The organism is bacterium, from assembly GCA_016716565.1.
Taxonomy (GTDB): Bacteria; Bacteroidota; Ignavibacteria; order Ignavibacteriales; family Ignavibacteriaceae; genus IGN2.
In genome coordinates, this window is record JADJWC010000002.1 from 261079 (window position 1) to 279872 (window position 18794).

Below are 18794 nucleotides of genomic sequence, written 5' to 3' on the forward strand. Positions count from 1 at the left end.
ATTTTATCTCCTAAGTTCTATTAAAATTCTTTTTAAATAATTCAATTAGTTAATCGTAACATCGAGCCCTAATCCCTGGAGCTCTTTAATTAAAACATTAAACGATTCAGGGATATTCGGCTGCAACAGGTTATCACCTTTAACAACTGCTTCGTACGCTTTTGCTCTTCCAGCAACGTCATCACTTTTAATCGTGAGGATTTCCTGCAATGTATATGCAGCACCGTAACCTTCAAGTGCCCAAACTTCCATTTCACCAAAACGCTGACCGCCAAATTGAGCTTTCCCACCAAGCGGCTGCTGCGTAATTAATGAGTAAGGTCCAATTGAGCGGGCGTGAATCTTATCATCAACGAGATGGCTTAGTTTCATCATATAGATAAATCCACAGGTAACTTTCTGATGGAATTTCTCACCTGATCTGCCATCATACAAATCTGTTTTTGAACCCAACTCGAGCCCAGCTTTTCCAAGCCATTCTTCGACGTCTTCAACTTTGGCACCGTCAAAAATCGGAGTTGCAAATTTTACTCCGAGTTTGTGACCAACCCATCCAAGTGCAGTTTCGTAAAGCTGACCGAGGTTCATTCTGGATGGTACACCAAGCGGATTCAAAATAATATCAACCGGTGTTCCATCTGGTAAGAAAGGCATATCTTCAACAGGAACTACTTTTGCTACTACACCTTTATTACCGTGTCTTCCTGCCATCTTATCACCAACGGAAACTTTTCTTTTCTTAGCAACATATACTTTTGCAAGCTGAACTATTCCTGGTGGAAGTTCATCACCGCTTGCAATCTTAATTTTTTCGCGCTTGTAGTCTTCACCAATCTCGGCAGATTTATCGAAATAATTTTTAAATAAAGTCTTTATATGCTGATTGGTTTTTTTGCTGTCGAACCAATCAAGAGTATAATCGAGCTTTGTTACATCTTCGATAGCAGAGAATGTGGTATCTTTTATTGTCGTATTAGCTCTTAGCGCAACAGTACCATCGAGATCTCTTATACCTGTAGTAACTAATCCTTCGCAGAGCTTAGTAAGTTTTTCAACAAGTTTTGCGTAATGTTCTTTTAATCTGTGATTGTGTTCGTGTTCGAGACTATCGAGCATTGCTTTCTCGGCTTTCTTCGATTCAGCATCTCTTTTCTTTCTGCTAAATAGCCGGGTTTTAATTACAGTGCCTCTTAGCCCGGGAGGTGCTTTCAATGAAGCATCTTTCACGTCGCCGGCTTTATCTCCGAATATTGCTCTTAGTAATTTTTCCTCCGGAGTTGGATCCGATTCACCTTTCGGAGTAATTTTTCCTATTAGTATATCACCTTCTTTAACTTCAGCACCTTCTCTAACAATTCCATATTCATCAAGATTTTTAACAGCTTCTTCGCTAACATTAGGAATTTCCCTTGTTAATTCTTCTTCACCGCGTTTGGTCTCGCGAACCTGAAGCTCGAATTCTTCAATATGCAGAGATGTAAAATCATCATTCTTAACAAGATTTTCGCTGAGTATTATAGCATCTTCAAAATTGTAACCACGCCAGGGCATAAATGCTACGAGAACATTCCTACCAAGTGCTAGTTCTCCTTGGTCGGTTGCCTGACCATCGGCTAATACATCACCTTCTTCAACTCGTTGTCCTTCTGAGACATAAGGTTTTTGATTTATGGATGTTTCCTGGTTTGTACCATGAAACTTTATAAGATTATAAGTAACTCTTCTGACATCATTGAAAGAAGTAATTGCTTCAATGCTGTTTGGATTAATATCGTATCTGACGGTTATTTTTGTAGAATCGACAAACTCTATTACGCCACTGTTTTCAGCAACGATTATTGTTCTTGAATCACGGGCAACTCTTCCTTCCATACCAGTACCAACGATCGGTGTCTGTGGTTTTAACAGAGGAACGGCCTGACGTTGCATATTTGATCCCATCAATGCTCTATTCGCATCATCGTGTTCAAGAAAAGGAATAAGTGCAGCAGCAGGGCTTACAATTTGTGCTGGGGCAACATCCATGTATTCTACCTGATCGGGAGCTACTATCGGAAATTCACCTTTTAATCTTGACTTAACTCTTTCTCTAACAAATCTTGACTGTTCATCTAGTAATGCATTTGCCTGAGCAATTGTAAAAATATCTTCCTGCTCAGCACTTAAAAATTCAACGTCCTTTGTTACTTTACCTTTGCCAACTTTTCTGTAAGGTGTTTCAAGGAAACCATAACGATTAACTCTTGCAAAAATCGTCAATGAAGAAATCAGACCGATGTTTGGACCCTCAGGTGTTTCAATTGGACATAGTCTGCCATAATGTGTGTAATGAACGTCTCTTACTTCAAAGCCTGCTCTTTCTCTTGTCAATCCACCCGGTCCTAATGCTGACATTCTTCTCTTATGTGTAAGTTCAGCCAATGGATTTGTCTGATCCATAAACTGCGAAAGCTGGTTCGTACCAAAGAAAGCATTTATCACACTCGTAATAGTTCTTGCATTAACAAGATCCTGAGGAGTAAAGTTTTCGGTATCACGCATGTTCATTCTCTCCTTGATCGTCCTTGCCATACGCGCCATTCCAACATTAAATTGTTGACTCAATTGTTCACCAACAGTTCGGACTCTTCTATTTCCTAAATGATCAATATCATCGACTGGCTCTAAACCATTTTTCAATTTGATCATATATTTTATTATTTCGATGATATCCTGTACAGTAAGAACTGTTGTTGTTTCGGGAATATCTAATTTCAATTTGTCATTCATTCGATGACGACCAACATCACCTAAATCATATCGCTTATCGTTAAAAAATAATTTTTCGATCAACTGTTCAGCAGTGTCAAGATCCGGTGCTTCACCTGATCTGAGCTGTCTGTAAATAGCATACAGAGCTTCTTCCTTTGACTGGGAAGTATCTTTCTTTAATGTATTTACAATCAGGTCCTGTTCCGGTGATGTATCACGCGATAAAAATCTTATAGTTTCAATTTCGGCTTCTGTAAGTCTTTCAAGATCTTCTTCTGTTAAATAACTTCCGCCACTTAAGAAGATTTCACCGGTTGACATATCAAATACATCGCTGGCAATTGCTCTTCCGATGTAAGATGTTAAATCAGTTTTATTAACTTTTACTTCTTCAACAAGATTAAAGAGATTGAATATCTCATCGTTGCTTGTATAGCCAAGTGCTCGAAGCAAAGTTGTTGCGGGGAATTTCTTTCTTCTATCGATATAAACATTTAACACATAATTAATATCGGTAGCAAATTCAACCCACGAACCACGCAGAGGTATTATTCTTGCTGAATAGATTGGAGTTCCGTTCGGGTGAACGGTTTCCGAAAAAGCAACACCAGGTGATCTGTGAAGCTGAGACACAACAACTCGTTCAGCACCATTAATAACGAAGGTACCTTTTTCTGTCATGAAAGGAACACTTCCTAAATAAACTTCCTGTTCAACACTGTTTACAAATTCTTCTGTGTCAGGGTCTTTTGCTGATAATCTTAATTTTGCTTTCAGAGGAGCTGCAAAAGTCAAGCCTCTTTCCATGCATTCTTCAACTGAAAACCTTGCTTTCTCAACGCTGTAATTGATAAAATCCAGTCGATAATTTTCTTTATTATCGAAAATCGGGAAGTTATCAATAAATACTTTTTGAAGACCTTTATTCTCTCTATCTTCAGGGAGTTTATCGAGCTGAATAAATTCTTCGAAAGTTTCAGTCTGGATATTCAGTAAATCGGGCACATCCATAACTGATTTGATAGCTCCAAAGGAAATGCGGTTATTGTTCAATTATCCTACTCCTTTTGTTAAAAAACTTGTTTTTTTTAAGCATAAAATTGCAACATCCTAAACGCAAAAAGCGATAGAACGGAAAACCGTACTATCACTCTTTACAAAAAGGATTTAATATCGGCTGTAAAATGATTATTTCAGTACTACTGTAGCGCCGGCTTCTTCAAACTCTTTTTTGAGCTTTTCAGCTTCGTCTTTTGAGATACCCTCTTTAACTGTGTTTGGGGCACCATCAACCAGATCTTTTGCTTCTTTTAATCCTAAACCGGTATGAGCTCTTACAACTTTAATAACGTTTATTTTCTTCTCACCAGCATTCTGTAAAACTACTGTGAATTCTGTTTTTTCTTCAACAGCAGCTGCTTCGCCAGCACCACCACCCATTGGTCCAGCCATCATCATTGGTGCTGCAGCAGTTACTCCGAATTCATCTTCGAGAGCTTTCTTTAATTCAGCTGCTTCCATAAGGGACATACCCTTAATTATATCTAATGCTTGTGTTACTTTTTCTGACATTTTATACTCCTGATTTTTAATTTCTATAAAAATTTATGCTGCTTGCTTTTGAGAAATTTGTTCGACGACACTGACAAGATCTCTCATTACTGCATTGATGGCTCCGACAATTCCTGATACAGGCGAATTTAGAGAGCCCATTATTCCTGCTATCAATTCATTCTTGCTTGGAAGTGTTGCTAATGCTTTTAGCTGGCTTCCATCGAAATACTCGCCCTCAACGTAGCAGGCTTTGAGAGAAAGTTTTTCTTTATCACCAAAATATTTACTGATGATTTTTGCCGGTGCGAGCGGATTCTTTGTAGCAAAAGCAAATCCGGTCATTCCAGTTAAGTGATCTGCAATTTTATCGTACTTGCCTGATTCATCAAGAGCTCTTTTAACAAGAGTATTTTTAAATACCTTATAACGAACTCCTTCGTTTCGAAACTGCGTACGAAGCGAACTAATATCTTCGACATTAATTCCGTGATAATCAGTTAAGTACACTGCAGAAGAACTCTCCAGGAGTTCTTTTATCTCAGAAATTATTTCTGACTTTTCGTTTCTGTTCATTTACTCCCGTTTTCATTAATAAGTTTACGTGTCGGTTAGAAGCATTTATTTTTTGAGTGCGTAAAACTTTTTAAGCCTGACGAACGGTATATTCATCCTTTGAAATTCTTAATCCCGGTCCCATTGTGCTGGACAAGAATAAACTTTTAACATATTGTCCTTTAGCTGAAGCAGGTTTCATCTTTATTATAGTATTGATGAAAGCTTTCGCATTGTCAACCAGTTTATCATTTTCAAAATTTAATTTACCAACAGAAGTATGGACAATTCCTGTCTTATCCACTCTGAATTCAATTTTACCAGCTTTAATTTCTTTCACAGCCTGAGAAACATCCTGAGTAACTGTTCCACTTTTCGGATTCGGCATTAAACCTTTTGGCCCCAGAATTTTTCCAAGTTTTCCTAGTTCACTCATCGAATCAGGTGTTGCAATAATCACATCGACATCTGTCCATCCACCTTTTATTTTTTCAAGATATTCTTCAAATCCTGCGTAGTCAGCTCCTGCGTCCAGAGCATCCTGAGCTTTAGCACCTTTTCCAATAACCAGTACTGAAACTTGTTTGCCGGTACCATGCGGAAGCGAAACTGTTCCTCTAAGCATTTGATCAGCCTGACGCGGATCAACTCCGAGACGCATAGCACAATCAAGCGATTCAACAAATTTTACTTTTGAGGCTTCTTTAAGAAGAGCTACAGCTTCCTGTAAAGTGTACTCTTTATCGCTTTTTACTTTTGTTTGAAATTCTTTTTTTCTTTTTGAAGTTTTCATGTTAGAACTAAAAATTTATTAAATTATAATTAATCTTCGACTGTAAGTCCCATACTCCTAGCAGTTCCTGCAATCATACTCATTGCATGATCAACATCGAAAGCATTTAAATCTTTCATTTTAATTTCAGCAATTTCCTTGAGCTGTGCTTTGGTAACTTTGCCAACTTTTTACGATTGGATTCGGCAGATCCTTTTTCTACTTTCGTCAATTTCTTAAGAAGAACTGCAGCTGGAGGAGTCTTTGTAATAAACGTGAAGGACTTATCTGAATAAACTGTTATTACAACCGGAATGATCATTCCATCTTTATCCTGAGTTCTTGCATTGAACTGTTTACAAAACTCCATAATGTTTACACCTTTTTGACCAAGTGCTGGTCCAACCGGTGGAGATGGATTAGCTTTGCCTCCGGGTATTTGCAATTTTATAAAACTATCTATTTTTTTTGCCATAACGTATTACCTTATTCGAATAAAATTTATTTCTCTAATTCTGCTTGAACGAAATCGATTTCAACAGGAGTTTTTCTTCCGAAAATAGAAACCATAACTTTCATTTTCATTTTCTCTTCATTTACCTCCTGAACGGTTCCGCTAAAATTGTTGAATGGTCCATCAATTATTTTGACTATATCACCATTCCTGAAAATTGTTTCCATTCTTTCAGTGGATTCGTTCTGAGTAATTCTTCCTACAATTCTTCTTACTTCTTCCGGTTGAAGAGGATTTGGCACATTACCCGTTCCTAAAAAACCCATTACGGATTGTGTTCTTAAAATGAATTCTTTAACCTGATTGTCAAGCTCAGCTTGAACGAGTATATATCCCGGGAAAAAGTTTTTTGTTTTACTCCGTTTCTTTCCATCTTTCACTTCAAATACTTTTTCCGTAGGAACAAGGATTTCCTTGATCTTCGACTTTAACTGTTCGTTCTCCTGAAGTTCAGTTTCGAGCATTTGCTTTACTTTATTTTCATGCCCGGAAAAAGTCCTGACAACATACCACTTTGCTTCCATCAACATTACCTGTTAAAAAATTCCTTGCATTACCTGACTAATGAGCATATCAATTACATAAGCAAATCCAGCTAAAATAAGGCAAACAACAATTACAATTTTTGTTGATTCCATTAATTCTGCTTTTGTTGGCCAGGTAACTTTTTTCATTTCCTTAACCACATCTTCAAAAAAGAGTTTTATTTTTTCTTTCATATCGAATTACTCTGATTATTGCTCGCACGTCAGGAGGGACTCGAACCCCCAACCTGCGGTTTTGGAGACCGCTGCTCTAGCCAATTGAGCTACTGACGTATTATTTAGTTTCTTTAAATATTACGTGCTTACGAACCACAGGGTCATATTTTTTATATTCAACTCTTGCAGGATGAGTTCTTTTATTCTTGGTTGTAGTATATCTATAACCAGTTCCTGCTGTGCTTTCTAATGTTATAATTTGTCTGATGTTACTTTTCGCCATAAAAAACTCCTACTTTTTTTTTGAGCTGACGACCGGGATTGAACCGGTGACCTCATCCTTACCAAGGATGTGCTCTACCAACTGAGCTACGTCAGCGATGGTGTAGAGCGGGAGACGGGACTCGAACCCGCGACCAACAGCTTGGAAGGCTGTGACTCTAGCCAACTGAGTTACTCCCGCCTGGAAATAAACAAAGAACCAAGCATTCAAAAGAAGGAATTGAGCACAAAAATTTACCTCAAAAAATAAATTTTGAGAAAAAATAAAATTCAATTCAGTTTTGAAGCGAGTAAAAGGAGAATTAAAAATTTTGTGTAAAAAATACACTCAAAAACTCCGTGGGCGGCGAGGGATTCGAACCCCCAAAGGCATTCGCCAACGGATTTACAGTCCGCCCCGGCTCTCCAACTCCGGCGTCCGCCCGATTTTTCAAAAATCGAGCATCAAATATATTTCATGGGTTGTAAAAATGCAAATAATTCGCAGTTCATTATTTAATCGCTTAGTGTTTCCACAATTCCCTGTCTAAACTGCGATATTGGATTGCTTCACTAACATGTTGGGGTTGGATATTTTCTGAGCCGTCCAGATCTGCAATGGTTCGACTAACCTTCAAAATTCTATCATATGCCCTCGCAGATAGCCCTAATTTGGTCATAGCCATTTTTAGCAATTCTTCACCAGAACTGTCTAATTTGCAATATTTTCTAACTTCTTTGGAACCCATATCTCCGTTATTAAAAATGTGTTTTAATTCCTGAAATCTTTCAATTTGAATCTCACGGGCTTTAAGAACACGATCTCTGATTACTTCAGATTTCTCTGCAGATGATTCTGTTGCTAACTCTTTATATTTAACCGCTGGCACTTCAATATGAATATCGATCCTATCTAGCAATGGTCCAGAAATTTTTGCCATATATTTCTGGATCGAAGGAGGTGTGCATGTGCATTCTTTATTAGGATCTGTAAAGTAACCGCAGGGACATGGATTCATCGCAGCTGCTAACATAAAATTCGCAGGAAATTCCAATGATAATTTTGACCTACTAACAGTTACACGAGAATCTTCCAGCGGCTGTCTCAATACCTCTAAAACATTTTTCTTGAATTCCGGTAATTCATCAAGGAATAAGACTCCGTGATGTGCAAACGATACTTCTCCTGGTCTTGGAAAACTTCCACCGCCAACAAGTGCTGCATCTGAAACAGTGTGATGCGGACTGCGAAATGGACGCTCTGTAACAAGTGCAGTATCTCTCGGCAATATTCCTGCAATGCTGTGAATTTTAGTTGTCTCTAATGCCTCATCGAAAGAAAGAGGTGGAAGAATAGTTGGTAAACGTTTCGCCAGCATTGTTTTTCCGGAACCGGGAGGTCCGATCATCAGGATGTTGTGCGCACCTGCTGCGGCAACTTCGAGGGCACGTTTGACATTCTCCTGCCCTTTTACATCAGAAAAATCCAGATGGTATTTGTTTACTCTCGAAAATATTTGCTGTCTGTCAGATTTTACAGGGACAAGATCCACTGATCTATTGAGAAAATCTACAACTTCATTCAATGTAGAAACGCCAAACACTTCTATCTCATCAACGATGGAAGCTTCAGCCGACGATTCAACGGGTAGAATAATTCTTTTGATTCCTTTCTTTCTAGCTTCAACTGTAATAGGTAAAGCTCCTTTTACAGGTCGAAGTTTTCCATCAAGCGAAAGTTCCCCTAAAAAAACTGTGTCATCCAATTTATCTGATTCGATCAGTCCAGTCGCTGAAATCAAACCGATTGCAATGGGAAGATCAAATGAGCTGCCCTCTTTTTTAATATCTGCCGGAGCCAGGTTAACAGTGATTTTCTTCAGCGGATAGTCGAGTCCGCTATTCTTAATAGCTGCAGTAACTCTTTCTCGGCTCTCTTTTACAGCACTATCCGGGAGACCGACAATAATAAAACCCGGTATCTGTTTTTCTACATGAGTTTCAACCTCAACAAGATATGGATCAATTCCATATGTAGCACTTGATAATATTTTCGAGAGCATTAAACGGTGTTAGTTATTTTAAATGAAATTCTGGTGTTTGATTATTTAGCTAATATCATCTTTCTTGTTTGAGATGATAATGTAGTTTTAATCTGATAAAGATATATACCGGACGGAAGGCCTGTCGCGTCAAATTTGAATTTGTGGGAACCCGAGGATAAAAAACCTGTATAGAGTATTGCAATTTCTTTACCGGCTAGATCATATATTATTACTTCCACATCGGAATCCTGCAGAAGATCAAACTCAATTGTAGTAGTTGGATTGAATGGATTAGGGTAGTTCTGACCTATTATTAAATCTTCAATTAATCCCTGACCAACTTTAACAACTTCAGAGCAAACAATAGACCCATCCTTATTCACCTGCTTGATTCTGAAATAAATTATTTCTGTTTGATCAATATGTTCACTCAAAAGCGAATAAGTTTTTTCCCTATCGTTGACTGCATCGACTTTACCTGTTTCTGTAAAAGCACCGTTGCCAACTGCTTTCTCGAGCACATAATAATCGGCATCACTGAAACTTCCACCGCTCCATTCGACTTCGTAAAAATTATTCATCATTTTCACATTGGCCTTTGGTCCTCTAAGGAAAACCGGTGCATCAGACTTTATAAATTTGATTTGTTCATATGATATTTGTTTATCAGTTCTCAATTCATTCATTTCAGTTTCTGAAAAATCCATCTGGAAAATAACTTTAGAACTATCATCATAATAATCTTCATAATTACTGTTCCTGACAATTCCGGAAGAAGATCCATTACCTTCAACTATGCGAAACTGCTCCAACAATATCTCTCCTGATGATTCATTATTCTGAAAATGAAAGACAAGATTATCTGGATTTATATAGTTCCTGATTCTCGTTTGAGAAAGCTGAGTACCATTAATGTAAAAATTGAGTTCATTTGTAATCCTGTTAAGGCTTAAGTGAAAATGGTACCAGATATTATTTGATACGAAGTATGGTTTTATGGGAAGTAATTCTTCATCTTTTGAGTCTATAGCTAAAATCTGATTATCATTAATTGAGATTGAGTACTCAACCCAATTCGTTTCCCAATCTATTATTTTGAAAAAATCTGATCTGAAATTTTTTGCCTTCAACCAAAATCCTATCTCTAAAGTTTTTTCGAAATTATACATCTGTGCGATGTTCAGATAAGAATTGTAACCTAAAGAGATAGCATTTTCTGCAATGGATGATTTTTGATAGTATTGAAGCGAAAGAATGTAAAAATCTGAAGTGTTAAAGTCTGTCTCTAAATCTGAATTAACCAGCCGTCCAATGACCTTTTCATCATTAACATATTCACCAAAAAATTTAAGTGAGTTAGATTTTGTGTTTCCTGGTTTTAAAAATAAAACCAACTGGAAAAATTTTTCCTGATTGAAGATGCTGGTATCTGAAAATTCCACCGTCATCTTTTTGAATTGTTCAGAATAATCTGAAATTAATTCACTGGTTATTGGAAGTTCCCTTTTAATATTGTCAACCCAGAATTCAATTTTAGTTATAGTCAGATTTTGTTCTGCGAGAAAGTAAATATTTAATTTATCAGCTTCGGAAAATTTATTTGATGTGATGATGGATACTTCAAAGCCGGCTCTTTCAGGAATGAACTTTGGAATAAAAATTTTAAAATTATCCTGAGAAGATATTGTATCAAAAGCGAAGATAACAGAAAGCCACAGTATTATGTTTATTCGTTTAAACATACTGCTAAAGTTAACTTAATTAATTTGATTAGTCCAACTACTTGTATTGACGCAGGAAGTCAATACGATCCTGCAGCTGTTTTACAGGCACTAAAAGCTTATCTTTTCCATAGATTGCATCTTCCCGGTTGGTAAATGCTAATTCATAATCTTTACTCATTACAATCGCTTCTTCCGGACAAACTTCTTCGCAAAATCCACAGAAAATGCATCTTAGCATATTTATTTCAAACTTTTCCGGATATCTTTCCTTTTCCAATTCAGTTTCAGAAGCCTGAACTTCAATGGCCAAGGCCGGACAAACTCTTGAACACAAACCGCAGGCAACACATCTTTCAACTCCGTTTTCTTCCTGAACAAGTACAGGTCTTCCGCGGTACGAACCCGATGGTTCGAACTTCACTTCCGGATATTCCATAGTGAATTTCGGTCTGAACATAGTTTTCAGAGTAAGTGAAAGCCCTTTAACGATTTCCGGGATATAAATCTTTTCCCAGAAATTTAAGTTTTTAATGCGTCGTCTTTTTGTTTTGGTTTCCATATTGAATTATAATTTTTTCAATTATATAATTATTTAGTCATCAACTCAATACAATAATTTATTACTAGCCAAATATCATAATTAGTACAGCGACCCAGACAATATTAATAAGTGAAAGAGGAAACATTACTTTCCAGCCAAGATTCATTAGTTGATCGTACCTGAACCGGGGTAAAGACCATCTTACCCACAAGAAGAAGAAAAGTAATGCAGCCATCTTAAATAAAAATGCACCGAAACTTAACAGAGTGAAAACGATTGGTGGTAATCCTAATTTTTCAAGATAAGGAATTTGCCATCCGCCTAAATAAAGTGTAACAATGAATGCACTTGCAATGATCATATTTGCGTACTCTGCAAGGAAGAATCCTGCAAACTTCATACTGCTGTATTCGGTATGAAATCCACCGACAAGTTCTGGTTCAGCTTCGGGCAAATCAAATGGTAGTCTGTTAGTTTCCGCAAATGCTGAAACAAGAAAAGTTATAAATCCTATGGGTTGAACAATTGCATTCCACATCCAACCTGATTGCGATTCAACAATTGCTACTGGTCTAAGTGATTCAGATAAAAGCAGAACTCCGGCAACTGAAAATCCCATTGACACTTCATAAGAAATCATCTGTGCAGAGGAACGAATTCCACCAAGTAAAGAATATTTACTGCCTGATGACCATCCCGCAAGTGTTATTGCATACACACCGAGCGATGTTAAAGCAAGAATAAATAAAACTCCAATGTTTACATCAGCGACGACCATCGATATATTATATCCGGCAATTTCCAAATCGGGTCCGAATGGAATTACAGCATATGTGGAAAGTGCAACAAGCAATGCAATGATTGGTGCAATTGCATGAATTCTTCTGTCAGCATTGTCAGGCACTATATCTTCTTTAAGTACAAGTTTAAAGAGATCAGCAAACGGCTGAAGTGCACCATGCCAGCCAACTCTGTTTGGACCAATTCTATTCTGTGCCCAGGCACTTACCTTCCGCTCAAAGTAAACGAGGTAAGCAACAGAGACTAGCATTACACTTACAATGAGCACTATTTTTATTAATGCTACAATTAGTATTTCAAGAATTTCCATTATTAAACTTTGACTTTATTTGAAATATCTGATTTTATTTTAGTACCCAGTTCACCGATCTGATCATAATCCAATCCCTTGAATGCATCGATTGAATTTGAGATTTCAGCAAAAACTTCCTCTGCCATATTAAACTTTATTTTGCTTCCCATAGCTTTTGAAATCGCTATTAATATTTTCCAGGTTGGAAGCGCATCTATTTTTTTACCCGAAGCCCATCGATCCCACTTGGTTCCAAATTTATCCAGCCTGCTCATACTCATTCCGTCAAGTGCACGATCCGCCTCAACAACAGAAACAGCAGGACGAATTCTTTGAACCATTCCATTCACATTTACGAAAGTCCCGTTCTTCTCAGCATAAGTTGCAGCAGGAAAAATAATATCAGCCAGTGCGGTACTTTTATTTTGATTTGTTGAATGCATAATGAATAGATCAAGTCCGGCAATAGCATTTTCAAATTCAGGATACGCTTCAATTATATCATCTTCAATTAAATAAAGAGCTTTTATTTTTTTCTCTTTGATTGCATTGAGAATTCCGTGAATATCCATTCCTGATTTTGATGGTTGAATCCCAATCAATTCTGCACCGAGTGAGTTTGGAGTTACATCTTCCGTTCTAAGGATATCATCAGCAAAAAGAGGATCAATGTGCCGAATGTAATCGAGATTAGCTGTCTGCAAAACTGTCCGCGCAAACTTCGCAACAAGATAATTATCTTCACAAGATGCATAAGGAGAACCGATGACAGCAATCTGATCCTTGTTGAAAGTTTTTAATCTTGCTACTGTTTCATTAACTGCTTCATCCATAGTAACATCGTTCAACTGTCCGTTTTTTCTGATTTGAGGAGAGGTGATCCTTGTATCGGCATTTACAAATTTGAATGTATTTAATCTTCCATGATCACACATCCAATAGCTGTTAACATGCTCGTTGTGGCGGGGAGTTAATCTTAAAATCTCATTATTCCTGACCCAGATTTCCGTATTGCATCCTCTTGAACATCCTATGCAAACGGAATTTGTTGATGACATATCCCATACACGCGCTTTAAATCTGAAATCGCGGCTTGTTAACGCGCCAACAGGACAGATGTCAATAACATTCATCGAGTATGGATTATCCAGTTCTTCACCGGGATAAGTTACGATCGTAACCTTGTCCCCTCTTTTCACAAATGTGAGTTCAGGATCTTTTGAAATTTCATCACAAAATCTGATGCAGCGTGAACAGGAAATACATCTTTCACCATCGAACATAACTCTCGGACCGAGTGCAACGCGTTTATCTTTATGAACTTTTTCTTCCACAAATCTGCTTTCACCTACACCATATTTGTAAGCATAATCCTGAAGTTTGCACTCGCCTGCTTCATCACAAATAGGACAATCGAGCGGATGATTGATCAGTAAAAATTCCATTACTGCATTTTGTGCTGCAATAACTTTCTCGGATTTTGTATGAACAACCATTCCTTCAGATGCAAGAGTTGAACACGCAATTACAAGCTTCGGCATCTTTTCAACTTCGACTAAACAAATTCTGCAGTTGCCTGAGACAGAAAGTTTCGGATGCCAGCAGAAATGAGGGATCTCAATTCCGTGATCGCGTGCAGCCTCAATTATTGTCTGACCTGATTTGAACTCGATGGTTTTTCCATCAATATTAATATTCGGCATAATATTTTTTGTTTGCTAAAATTATTTTGAGTCTGATTTTAAAATTACTTTAATAAGTTTTGAATCATTCAGCAATTCATTCGCTGTTTTCTGAACATCTTCAATTGTTATTTTTTCAATTTTCGAAAGATAATCTTCAACAGAAAAAATTTTATCGTAATACAGTATCGAGTTTGCGATTCTCATCATACGGTTGGTTGTGCTTTCAAGACTGAGAAGCACTCCGCCCTTTAAATATTCTTTTACTTTCTTCAGTTCCTTCTCCGAGATTGGAATGTCCTTCAACTTTTTGAATTCTTTATAAACGATATCAATTACTTTCGCATACTGATTCTGATTTGTTGAAAAATAAACTCCGAATGCTGAAGTATCGTTGTATGAATTCAGGAAAGAATTAATCTGATATGTGATTCCAAGCTTTTCTCTTACAGCTAAAAACAGACGTGAGCTGCTTCCCTCACCGAGTAAGGCAGATAAAAATCTTACCGGAATTCTTCTTTTATCATTATAACCAAAAGTAGCTCTGCCGATGATCGTATGAACCTGCTGAACATCTTTTTCTATAAAAGTGTCTTCAACTTTTTTTGTTTGAAAACGCTCTCTGTTCTGTCTTCGTTTTGTTTTTCCTTCAGTAACATATTTTTCAGTAAGCTTTATCAATTCATCGTGCTTTAAATTTCCTGAAGCGACTATCAGTAAGCCATCCGTATTATAATTTGTTCTGTGAAAGTTAAACAGATCATCAGAATTGAAATTTCTGATATTATTTTCTTTGCCAATTACGGGATAACTGAGCCTGCTTCCACTGAAAATAATTTCTTCAAACTTATCGTAAAGTAGCTCTTCGGGATTATCATCAATATCTTTAAGCTCATCAATAACAACTCCGGCTTCTTTCCTGATATGAGTTTCTTTGAAAAGTGGATTCTGAATTAAATCTGATAAAACACTGAACGTTCTTCCAAGATTTTGGGTTAATCCTTTTGAATAATAACAAGTGTGTTCTTTGGAAGTAAAGGCGTTGAGATAACCGCCGTAAGATTCAATTTCTTCAGCAATCATTTTTGCTGAACGCTTTTTTGTTCCTTTAAATAGCATGTGTTCAATGAAATGCGAAATTCCATTGTTACGCAGCGATTCATCACGGGCACCAACGTTGAACCAAAAACCAAGCGTAAATGACTGAACGTGCGGAATATATTCCGAAACAATTTTCGTTCCGCTGGGAAGTGTTGTTAGATAGTAATTGTCCACAAATTTGCTGATTAGTAATAGAATTTACGGGCAAATATAAGCACAAATGATATAACGGGAAACGGATTTATCAGCCAATTAGCTTCTTGATTTTTGCCGGGAGAAGGGTAGTAAGATTTGGATATATTTCCACCAATCGCATAATATCTGCCAAATCTTTTTGCCGCTTACTTTTCCTTCTTTCTTCATCTGAATAAGCCCAGATTTTGCCTTGTAATAAATCTTCCAATGAGGCTACTTTCATTTCGTATCCAAGGACTTTTTTAACTACAGCATTCTTAATAAACGGTTGATATATCTCGTCGGTCTGAATTTGAATTCGCAAATCTGAATCGGGATGCTCTAAATTTAAACTGTGAGAAAACTTCTTAATTGAAAATTTTTCTTTAGACAGTTCAATCTGATTCAGCAATTTTTCAATATCTCCAATTGTCAACACTAAATCCAGATCAAGGCTGGCAACAGGTTCAGCATATGCATTGACTGCAAGTCCGCCGATCACACAATAATCTAACTTAAGATTTTCCAGCATATCCAGAAATAACTGAATTACGTCGCTCTTTCCATTTGCAAGACTATTTAGAAATTTTTTGCCTGTCATTTAGCTTCCATTTTGACTGGATACTTCTTCATATACTTTTGCAAAAAATCTCCAATTGAATTGTATGCCTTCTCCAGAATTTTTTCATTCGGCAGAAATACAACTCTGAAATGATTCGTACCCGGAACTTGCCCGAATCCACTTCCGGGGACAACCACTACACCTGTTTCTTTAATCAACTCACTTACAAAATGTGCATCCGATTCAATTCCGTGTAATTGCGGGAAAGCATAAAAAGCACCCTCAGGTTTTACGCAGGAAATTCCGTCAATCGAATTCAACATTTCAACAGTCATATTTCTTCGTGAAGTTAATTTTGAATTTGCTTCAATGAGATGCGATTGATCACCTTCTAGAGAAATTTTAATTCCATACTGCTCAGGATGATTTGCAGAAAGTCGTGCTCGCAAAATTTTATTTATTGCTTCGATATAGTCAGATAGAATTTCTTTTCTGCCGCTGACAATTCCCCAACCTATCCTGAATCCCGGGACCATATAATTTTTTGAAAGTCCGCCAAAAGTAATACAAGAAACATCTTTATTCATAGATGCTATTGAGATGTGCTTCTTGCCATCAAATAAAAGTTTATCATAAATTTCATCAGCAAAAATTACAAGATCGTTTTCAAGTGCAAGATCAATTATTGCCTGAAGATTTTCAGTTGTATACAGTGAACCTGTCGGGTTGTTCGGATTTATGAGAATAATCGCTTTTGTTTTTTTGTTTATTTTACTTCTGATGTCATCAATATCTGGTAGCCAGCCATTTGATTCATTCAAATAGTATGGGTTTTCCATCATTTGCAACTTGCTTGCAATCGCAGTGTAAAGCGGATAACCGGGAGTCGGCGTTAAAACATTTTCCCCATCGTTTACAAGAGCAGTAAGACAAATATCAATCGCTTCGCTTGCACCGGTTGTTACAAAAATATCGTGGACATTCGATATTCCTTTTCTATGTGCTTCACCTTCAATTGCTCTAACGGCTTCTTTAATTCCTGAAGATGGGGCATAGCCATTGAAATTTTTTATCATCGCATCGTAAGTTGCTTTTACAAGATGCTGCGGCGGCTGAAAGTCGTAAAGATTCGGATCGCCAATATTCAGATAAAGCATTTCCTTTCCTGACTTAGCAACTTCATTTGCGAGAACGACTATGTCTCTAACTGCATACGTGATATTGTCTGTTCTTATTGCGGGAATTATTTTTCTTTGGTCCATGACAACTCCAGGTTTACAAGACTTGAATTAAATTCAGTACAAATTTAAGGGAAATAATTTAGTAATGCGATTAGCCAAATCACATCGGGCAGAATTAAAATTATTTGGAGAGCATCAACTAATTAAACTGTAATACTTATATTTGCCTCAAATTTTACTAAGGAGTAGAACAGACTAAATGAAAGTTCTTAAATTCGGCGGCACTTCGGTTGGTTCTGCAGAGAGGATGAAGGAAGTTGCCAGATTAATTAATAGAGAAGAAAAACAACTTGTTGTTCTTTCCGCTATGTCCGGCACAACAAACGCACTTGTTCAGATTGCTGAACACCTGTATTCAAAAAAGAATTCAAAAGCCAACCAACTGATCAATCAACTTGAAAAAAAATACAAGCAGGTTGTGTCCGAATTATATTCCGATCCTGTTGTCAGCAAAGATGCAACGGCACTGATCGATTCTCATTTCAATTACATTAGATCGTTCACACAGGATATTTTTACAATTCATGAGGAAAGAGCAATACTGGCTCAAGGCGAATTGATTTCGACGGCACTTTTTCATCAGTATTTAACTGAACAAAAAATTGATTCAATTCTACTCCCCGCTTTAAATTTTATGAGGATTGACACAAACGGCGAACCGGATAATTATTACATAAAAGAAAATCTCGAAAGAGAATTAACAAAACAACCGGATAAAAAATTGTTCATTACTCAGGGTTATATATGCAGAAATCTTTACGGTGAAGTCGATAACTTAAAACGTGGCGGAAGTGATTATAGTGCTTCGCTGATTGGAGCTGCAATCAGTGCAGAGGAAATTCAAATTTGGACAGACATCAGCGGTTTCCATAACAACGATCCAAGATACGTTGAAAATACTTATCCAATCGAACGATTGTCATTTGATGAGGCAGCTGAGCTTGCTTACTTCGGCGCAAAGATTCTTCATCCTTCAAGTGTGCTTCCAGCAAAACTTGCAAACATTCCGGTTCGCTTAAAAAATACAATGAAGCCAGAGGATCCCGGTACCTTAATTTCCGCTGAATCAAACGGATCAGGAATAAAAGCTGTCGCAGCAAAAGACGGCATCACTGCGATCAAAATTAAATCAGGCAGGATGCTTCTTGCTTACGGATTTTTAAGAAAAGTTTTTGAAGTATTTGAGAGATTCAAAACACCGATTGATATGATTACAACTTCGGAGGTCGCTGTATCGGTCACAATAGATGACACAACTTATCTCGCCGAAATAACGGAAGAACTAAAATATTATGGTGCAGTTGAAGTTGATTCGGATCAAACAATAATTTGCGTTGTTGGAGAAAATCTGATCGAGCAAAAAGGAATCATCAACAAAGTTTTGGAGTCATTAAAACGTTTTAATCTGAGAATGATTTCCTACGGAGGTAGCAGACACAGCATTTCAATTCTGGTCAATTCGTCAGATAAAAAAGAAGCCCTCATTTCATTGAATAAAATCTTTTCCAACTAATATCGACAAGAAA

The 18794-nt window shown here is 37.1% G+C and carries 16 protein-coding genes, 4 tRNA genes and 1 pseudogene; 1 reads left to right on the forward strand and 20 read right to left on the reverse strand.

Annotated features, from left to right (window positions below):
* Window positions 1-45 precede the first annotated feature (45 nt).
* The 20 genes and pseudogenes from rpoB to IPM14_08005 form a co-directional block, all read right to left on the reverse strand.
* A complete protein-coding gene (rpoB, locus tag IPM14_07910; GenBank protein ID MBK9098030.1) occupies window positions 46-3804 on the reverse strand; it encodes a DNA-directed RNA polymerase subunit beta in 3759 nt (1252 codons plus the stop codon).
* Window positions 3805-3939: 135 nt separating this feature from the next.
* The gene (gene rplL / locus IPM14_07915; GenBank protein MBK9098031.1) at window positions 3940-4323 is read right to left on the reverse strand and encodes a 50S ribosomal protein L7/L12; all 384 of its coding nucleotides are present in this window, start codon (window positions 4321-4323) and stop codon (window positions 3940-3942) included.
* Between the two features lie 33 nt (window positions 4324-4356).
* The gene (locus IPM14_07920; GenBank protein MBK9098032.1) at window positions 4357-4878 is read right to left on the reverse strand and encodes a 50S ribosomal protein L10; all 522 of its coding nucleotides are present in this window, start codon (window positions 4876-4878) and stop codon (window positions 4357-4359) included.
* A 70-nt stretch (window positions 4879-4948) separates the two neighbouring features.
* On the reverse strand, window positions 4949-5650 hold the full coding sequence (locus tag IPM14_07925) for a 50S ribosomal protein L1 (GenBank protein ID MBK9098033.1): 702 nt from the start codon (window positions 5648-5650) through the stop codon (window positions 4949-4951).
* Window positions 5651-5679: 29 nt separating this feature from the next.
* Window positions 5680-6104, reverse strand: a pseudogene (rplK, locus tag IPM14_07930) (50S ribosomal protein L11).
* 26 nt (window positions 6105-6130) lie between these two features.
* On the reverse strand, window positions 6131-6667 hold the full coding sequence (gene nusG / locus IPM14_07935; protein MBK9098034.1) for a transcription termination/antitermination factor NusG: 537 nt from the start codon (window positions 6665-6667) through the stop codon (window positions 6131-6133).
* 12 nt (window positions 6668-6679) lie between these two features.
* Window positions 6680-6862 (reverse strand): preprotein translocase subunit SecE, encoded by a 183-nt coding sequence (gene secE / locus IPM14_07940; GenBank protein MBK9098035.1) that lies wholly within the window; start codon window positions 6860-6862, stop codon window positions 6680-6682.
* 25 nt (window positions 6863-6887) lie between these two features.
* Window positions 6888-6961 (reverse strand) — tRNA-Trp (locus IPM14_07945).
* A gap of 1 nt (window position 6962) precedes the next feature.
* Entirely contained in the window at window positions 6963-7112 is a 150-nt protein-coding gene (gene rpmG, locus IPM14_07950) for a 50S ribosomal protein L33 (GenBank protein MBK9098036.1), read from the reverse strand.
* 38 nt (window positions 7113-7150) lie between these two features.
* Window positions 7151-7223, reverse strand: a tRNA-Thr gene (locus tag IPM14_07955).
* A 10-nt stretch (window positions 7224-7233) separates the two neighbouring features.
* A tRNA-Gly gene (locus IPM14_07960) sits at window positions 7234-7307 on the reverse strand.
* Between the two features lie 159 nt (window positions 7308-7466).
* Window positions 7467-7550, reverse strand: a tRNA-Tyr gene (locus IPM14_07965).
* Window positions 7551-7629: 79 nt separating this feature from the next.
* The gene (locus IPM14_07970) at window positions 7630-9168 is read right to left on the reverse strand and encodes a YifB family Mg chelatase-like AAA ATPase (GenBank protein MBK9098037.1); all 1539 of its coding nucleotides are present in this window, start codon (window positions 9166-9168) and stop codon (window positions 7630-7632) included.
* A gap of 41 nt (window positions 9169-9209) precedes the next feature.
* Window positions 9210-10892, reverse strand: coding sequence for a T9SS type A sorting domain-containing protein (locus tag IPM14_07975; GenBank protein MBK9098038.1), 1683 nt, complete (start codon window positions 10890-10892; stop codon window positions 9210-9212).
* 37 nt (window positions 10893-10929) lie between these two features.
* Window positions 10930-11433, reverse strand: a complete 504-nt coding sequence (gene nuoI / locus IPM14_07980; GenBank protein ID MBK9098039.1) for an NADH-quinone oxidoreductase subunit NuoI — start codon at window positions 11431-11433, stop codon at window positions 10930-10932.
* 64 nt (window positions 11434-11497) lie between these two features.
* Complete coding sequence (gene nuoH, locus IPM14_07985; protein ID MBK9098040.1) at window positions 11498-12526, reverse strand: NADH-quinone oxidoreductase subunit NuoH; 1029 nt, start codon at window positions 12524-12526, stop codon at window positions 11498-11500.
* Between the two features lie 2 nt (window positions 12527-12528).
* Window positions 12529-14211: a (2Fe-2S)-binding protein gene (locus tag IPM14_07990; GenBank protein ID MBK9098041.1), complete on the reverse strand. Its 1683-nt coding sequence runs from the start codon at window positions 14209-14211 to the stop codon at window positions 12529-12531.
* A gap of 21 nt (window positions 14212-14232) precedes the next feature.
* Complete coding sequence (locus IPM14_07995) at window positions 14233-15465, reverse strand: insulinase family protein (GenBank protein ID MBK9098042.1); 1233 nt, start codon at window positions 15463-15465, stop codon at window positions 14233-14235.
* A 70-nt stretch (window positions 15466-15535) separates the two neighbouring features.
* Window positions 15536-16066 carry a nucleotidyl transferase AbiEii/AbiGii toxin family protein gene (locus IPM14_08000; GenBank protein MBK9098043.1) on the reverse strand — a complete coding sequence of 177 codons (531 nt, stop codon included), beginning with the start codon at window positions 16064-16066 and terminating at the stop codon, window positions 15536-15538.
* Window positions 16063-17289 carry an aminotransferase class I/II-fold pyridoxal phosphate-dependent enzyme gene (locus IPM14_08005; protein ID MBK9098044.1) on the reverse strand — a complete coding sequence of 409 codons (1227 nt, stop codon included), beginning with the start codon at window positions 17287-17289 and terminating at the stop codon, window positions 16063-16065. The genes IPM14_08000 and IPM14_08005 overlap by 4 nt, the downstream gene beginning before the upstream one ends.
* Window positions 17290-17467: 178 nt before the next feature.
* Here IPM14_08005 and IPM14_08010 point away from each other — a divergent pair, with 178 nt between their 5' ends.
* Entirely contained in the window at window positions 17468-18781 is a 1314-nt protein-coding gene (locus IPM14_08010) for an aspartate kinase (protein ID MBK9098045.1), read from the forward strand.
* Window positions 18782-18794: the final 13 nt, after the last annotated feature.

Excerpts from the sequence above, each read along its gene's own strand:
- nusG (MBK9098034.1), bottom strand. The coding sequence starts at position 6,667 with ATGGAAGCAAAGTGGTATGTTGTCAGGACTTTTTCCGGGCATGAAAAT.
- IPM14_07990 (MBK9098041.1), bottom strand. The coding sequence starts at position 14,211 with ATGCCGAATATTAATATTGATGGAAAAACCATCGAGTTCAAATCAGGT.
- IPM14_07975 (MBK9098038.1), bottom strand. The coding sequence starts at position 10,892 with ATGTTTAAACGAATAAACATAATACTGTGGCTTTCTGTTATCTTCGCT.
- secE (MBK9098035.1), bottom strand. The coding sequence starts at position 6,862 with ATGAAAGAAAAAATAAAACTCTTTTTTGAAGATGTGGTTAAGGAAATG.
- IPM14_08000 (MBK9098043.1), bottom strand. The coding sequence starts at position 16,066 with ATGACAGGCAAAAAATTTCTAAATAGTCTTGCAAATGGAAAGAGCGAC.
- IPM14_08005 (MBK9098044.1), bottom strand. The coding sequence starts at position 17,289 with ATGGACCAAAGAAAAATAATTCCCGCAATAAGAACAGACAATATCACG.
- IPM14_08010 (MBK9098045.1), top strand. The coding sequence starts at position 17,468 with ATGAAAGTTCTTAAATTCGGCGGCACTTCGGTTGGTTCTGCAGAGAGG.
- nuoH (MBK9098040.1), bottom strand. The coding sequence starts at position 12,526 with ATGGAAATTCTTGAAATACTAATTGTAGCATTAATAAAAATAGTGCTC.
- IPM14_07925 (MBK9098033.1), bottom strand. The coding sequence starts at position 5,650 with ATGAAAACTTCAAAAAGAAAAAAAGAATTTCAAACAAAAGTAAAAAGC.
- rplL (MBK9098031.1), bottom strand. The coding sequence starts at position 4,323 with ATGTCAGAAAAAGTAACACAAGCATTAGATATAATTAAGGGTATGTCC.
- nuoI (MBK9098039.1), bottom strand. The coding sequence starts at position 11,433 with ATGGAAACCAAAACAAAAAGACGACGCATTAAAAACTTAAATTTCTGG.
- IPM14_07970 (MBK9098037.1), bottom strand. The coding sequence starts at position 9,168 with ATGCTCTCGAAAATATTATCAAGTGCTACATATGGAATTGATCCATAT.
- IPM14_07920 (MBK9098032.1), bottom strand. The coding sequence starts at position 4,878 with ATGAACAGAAACGAAAAGTCAGAAATAATTTCTGAGATAAAAGAACTC.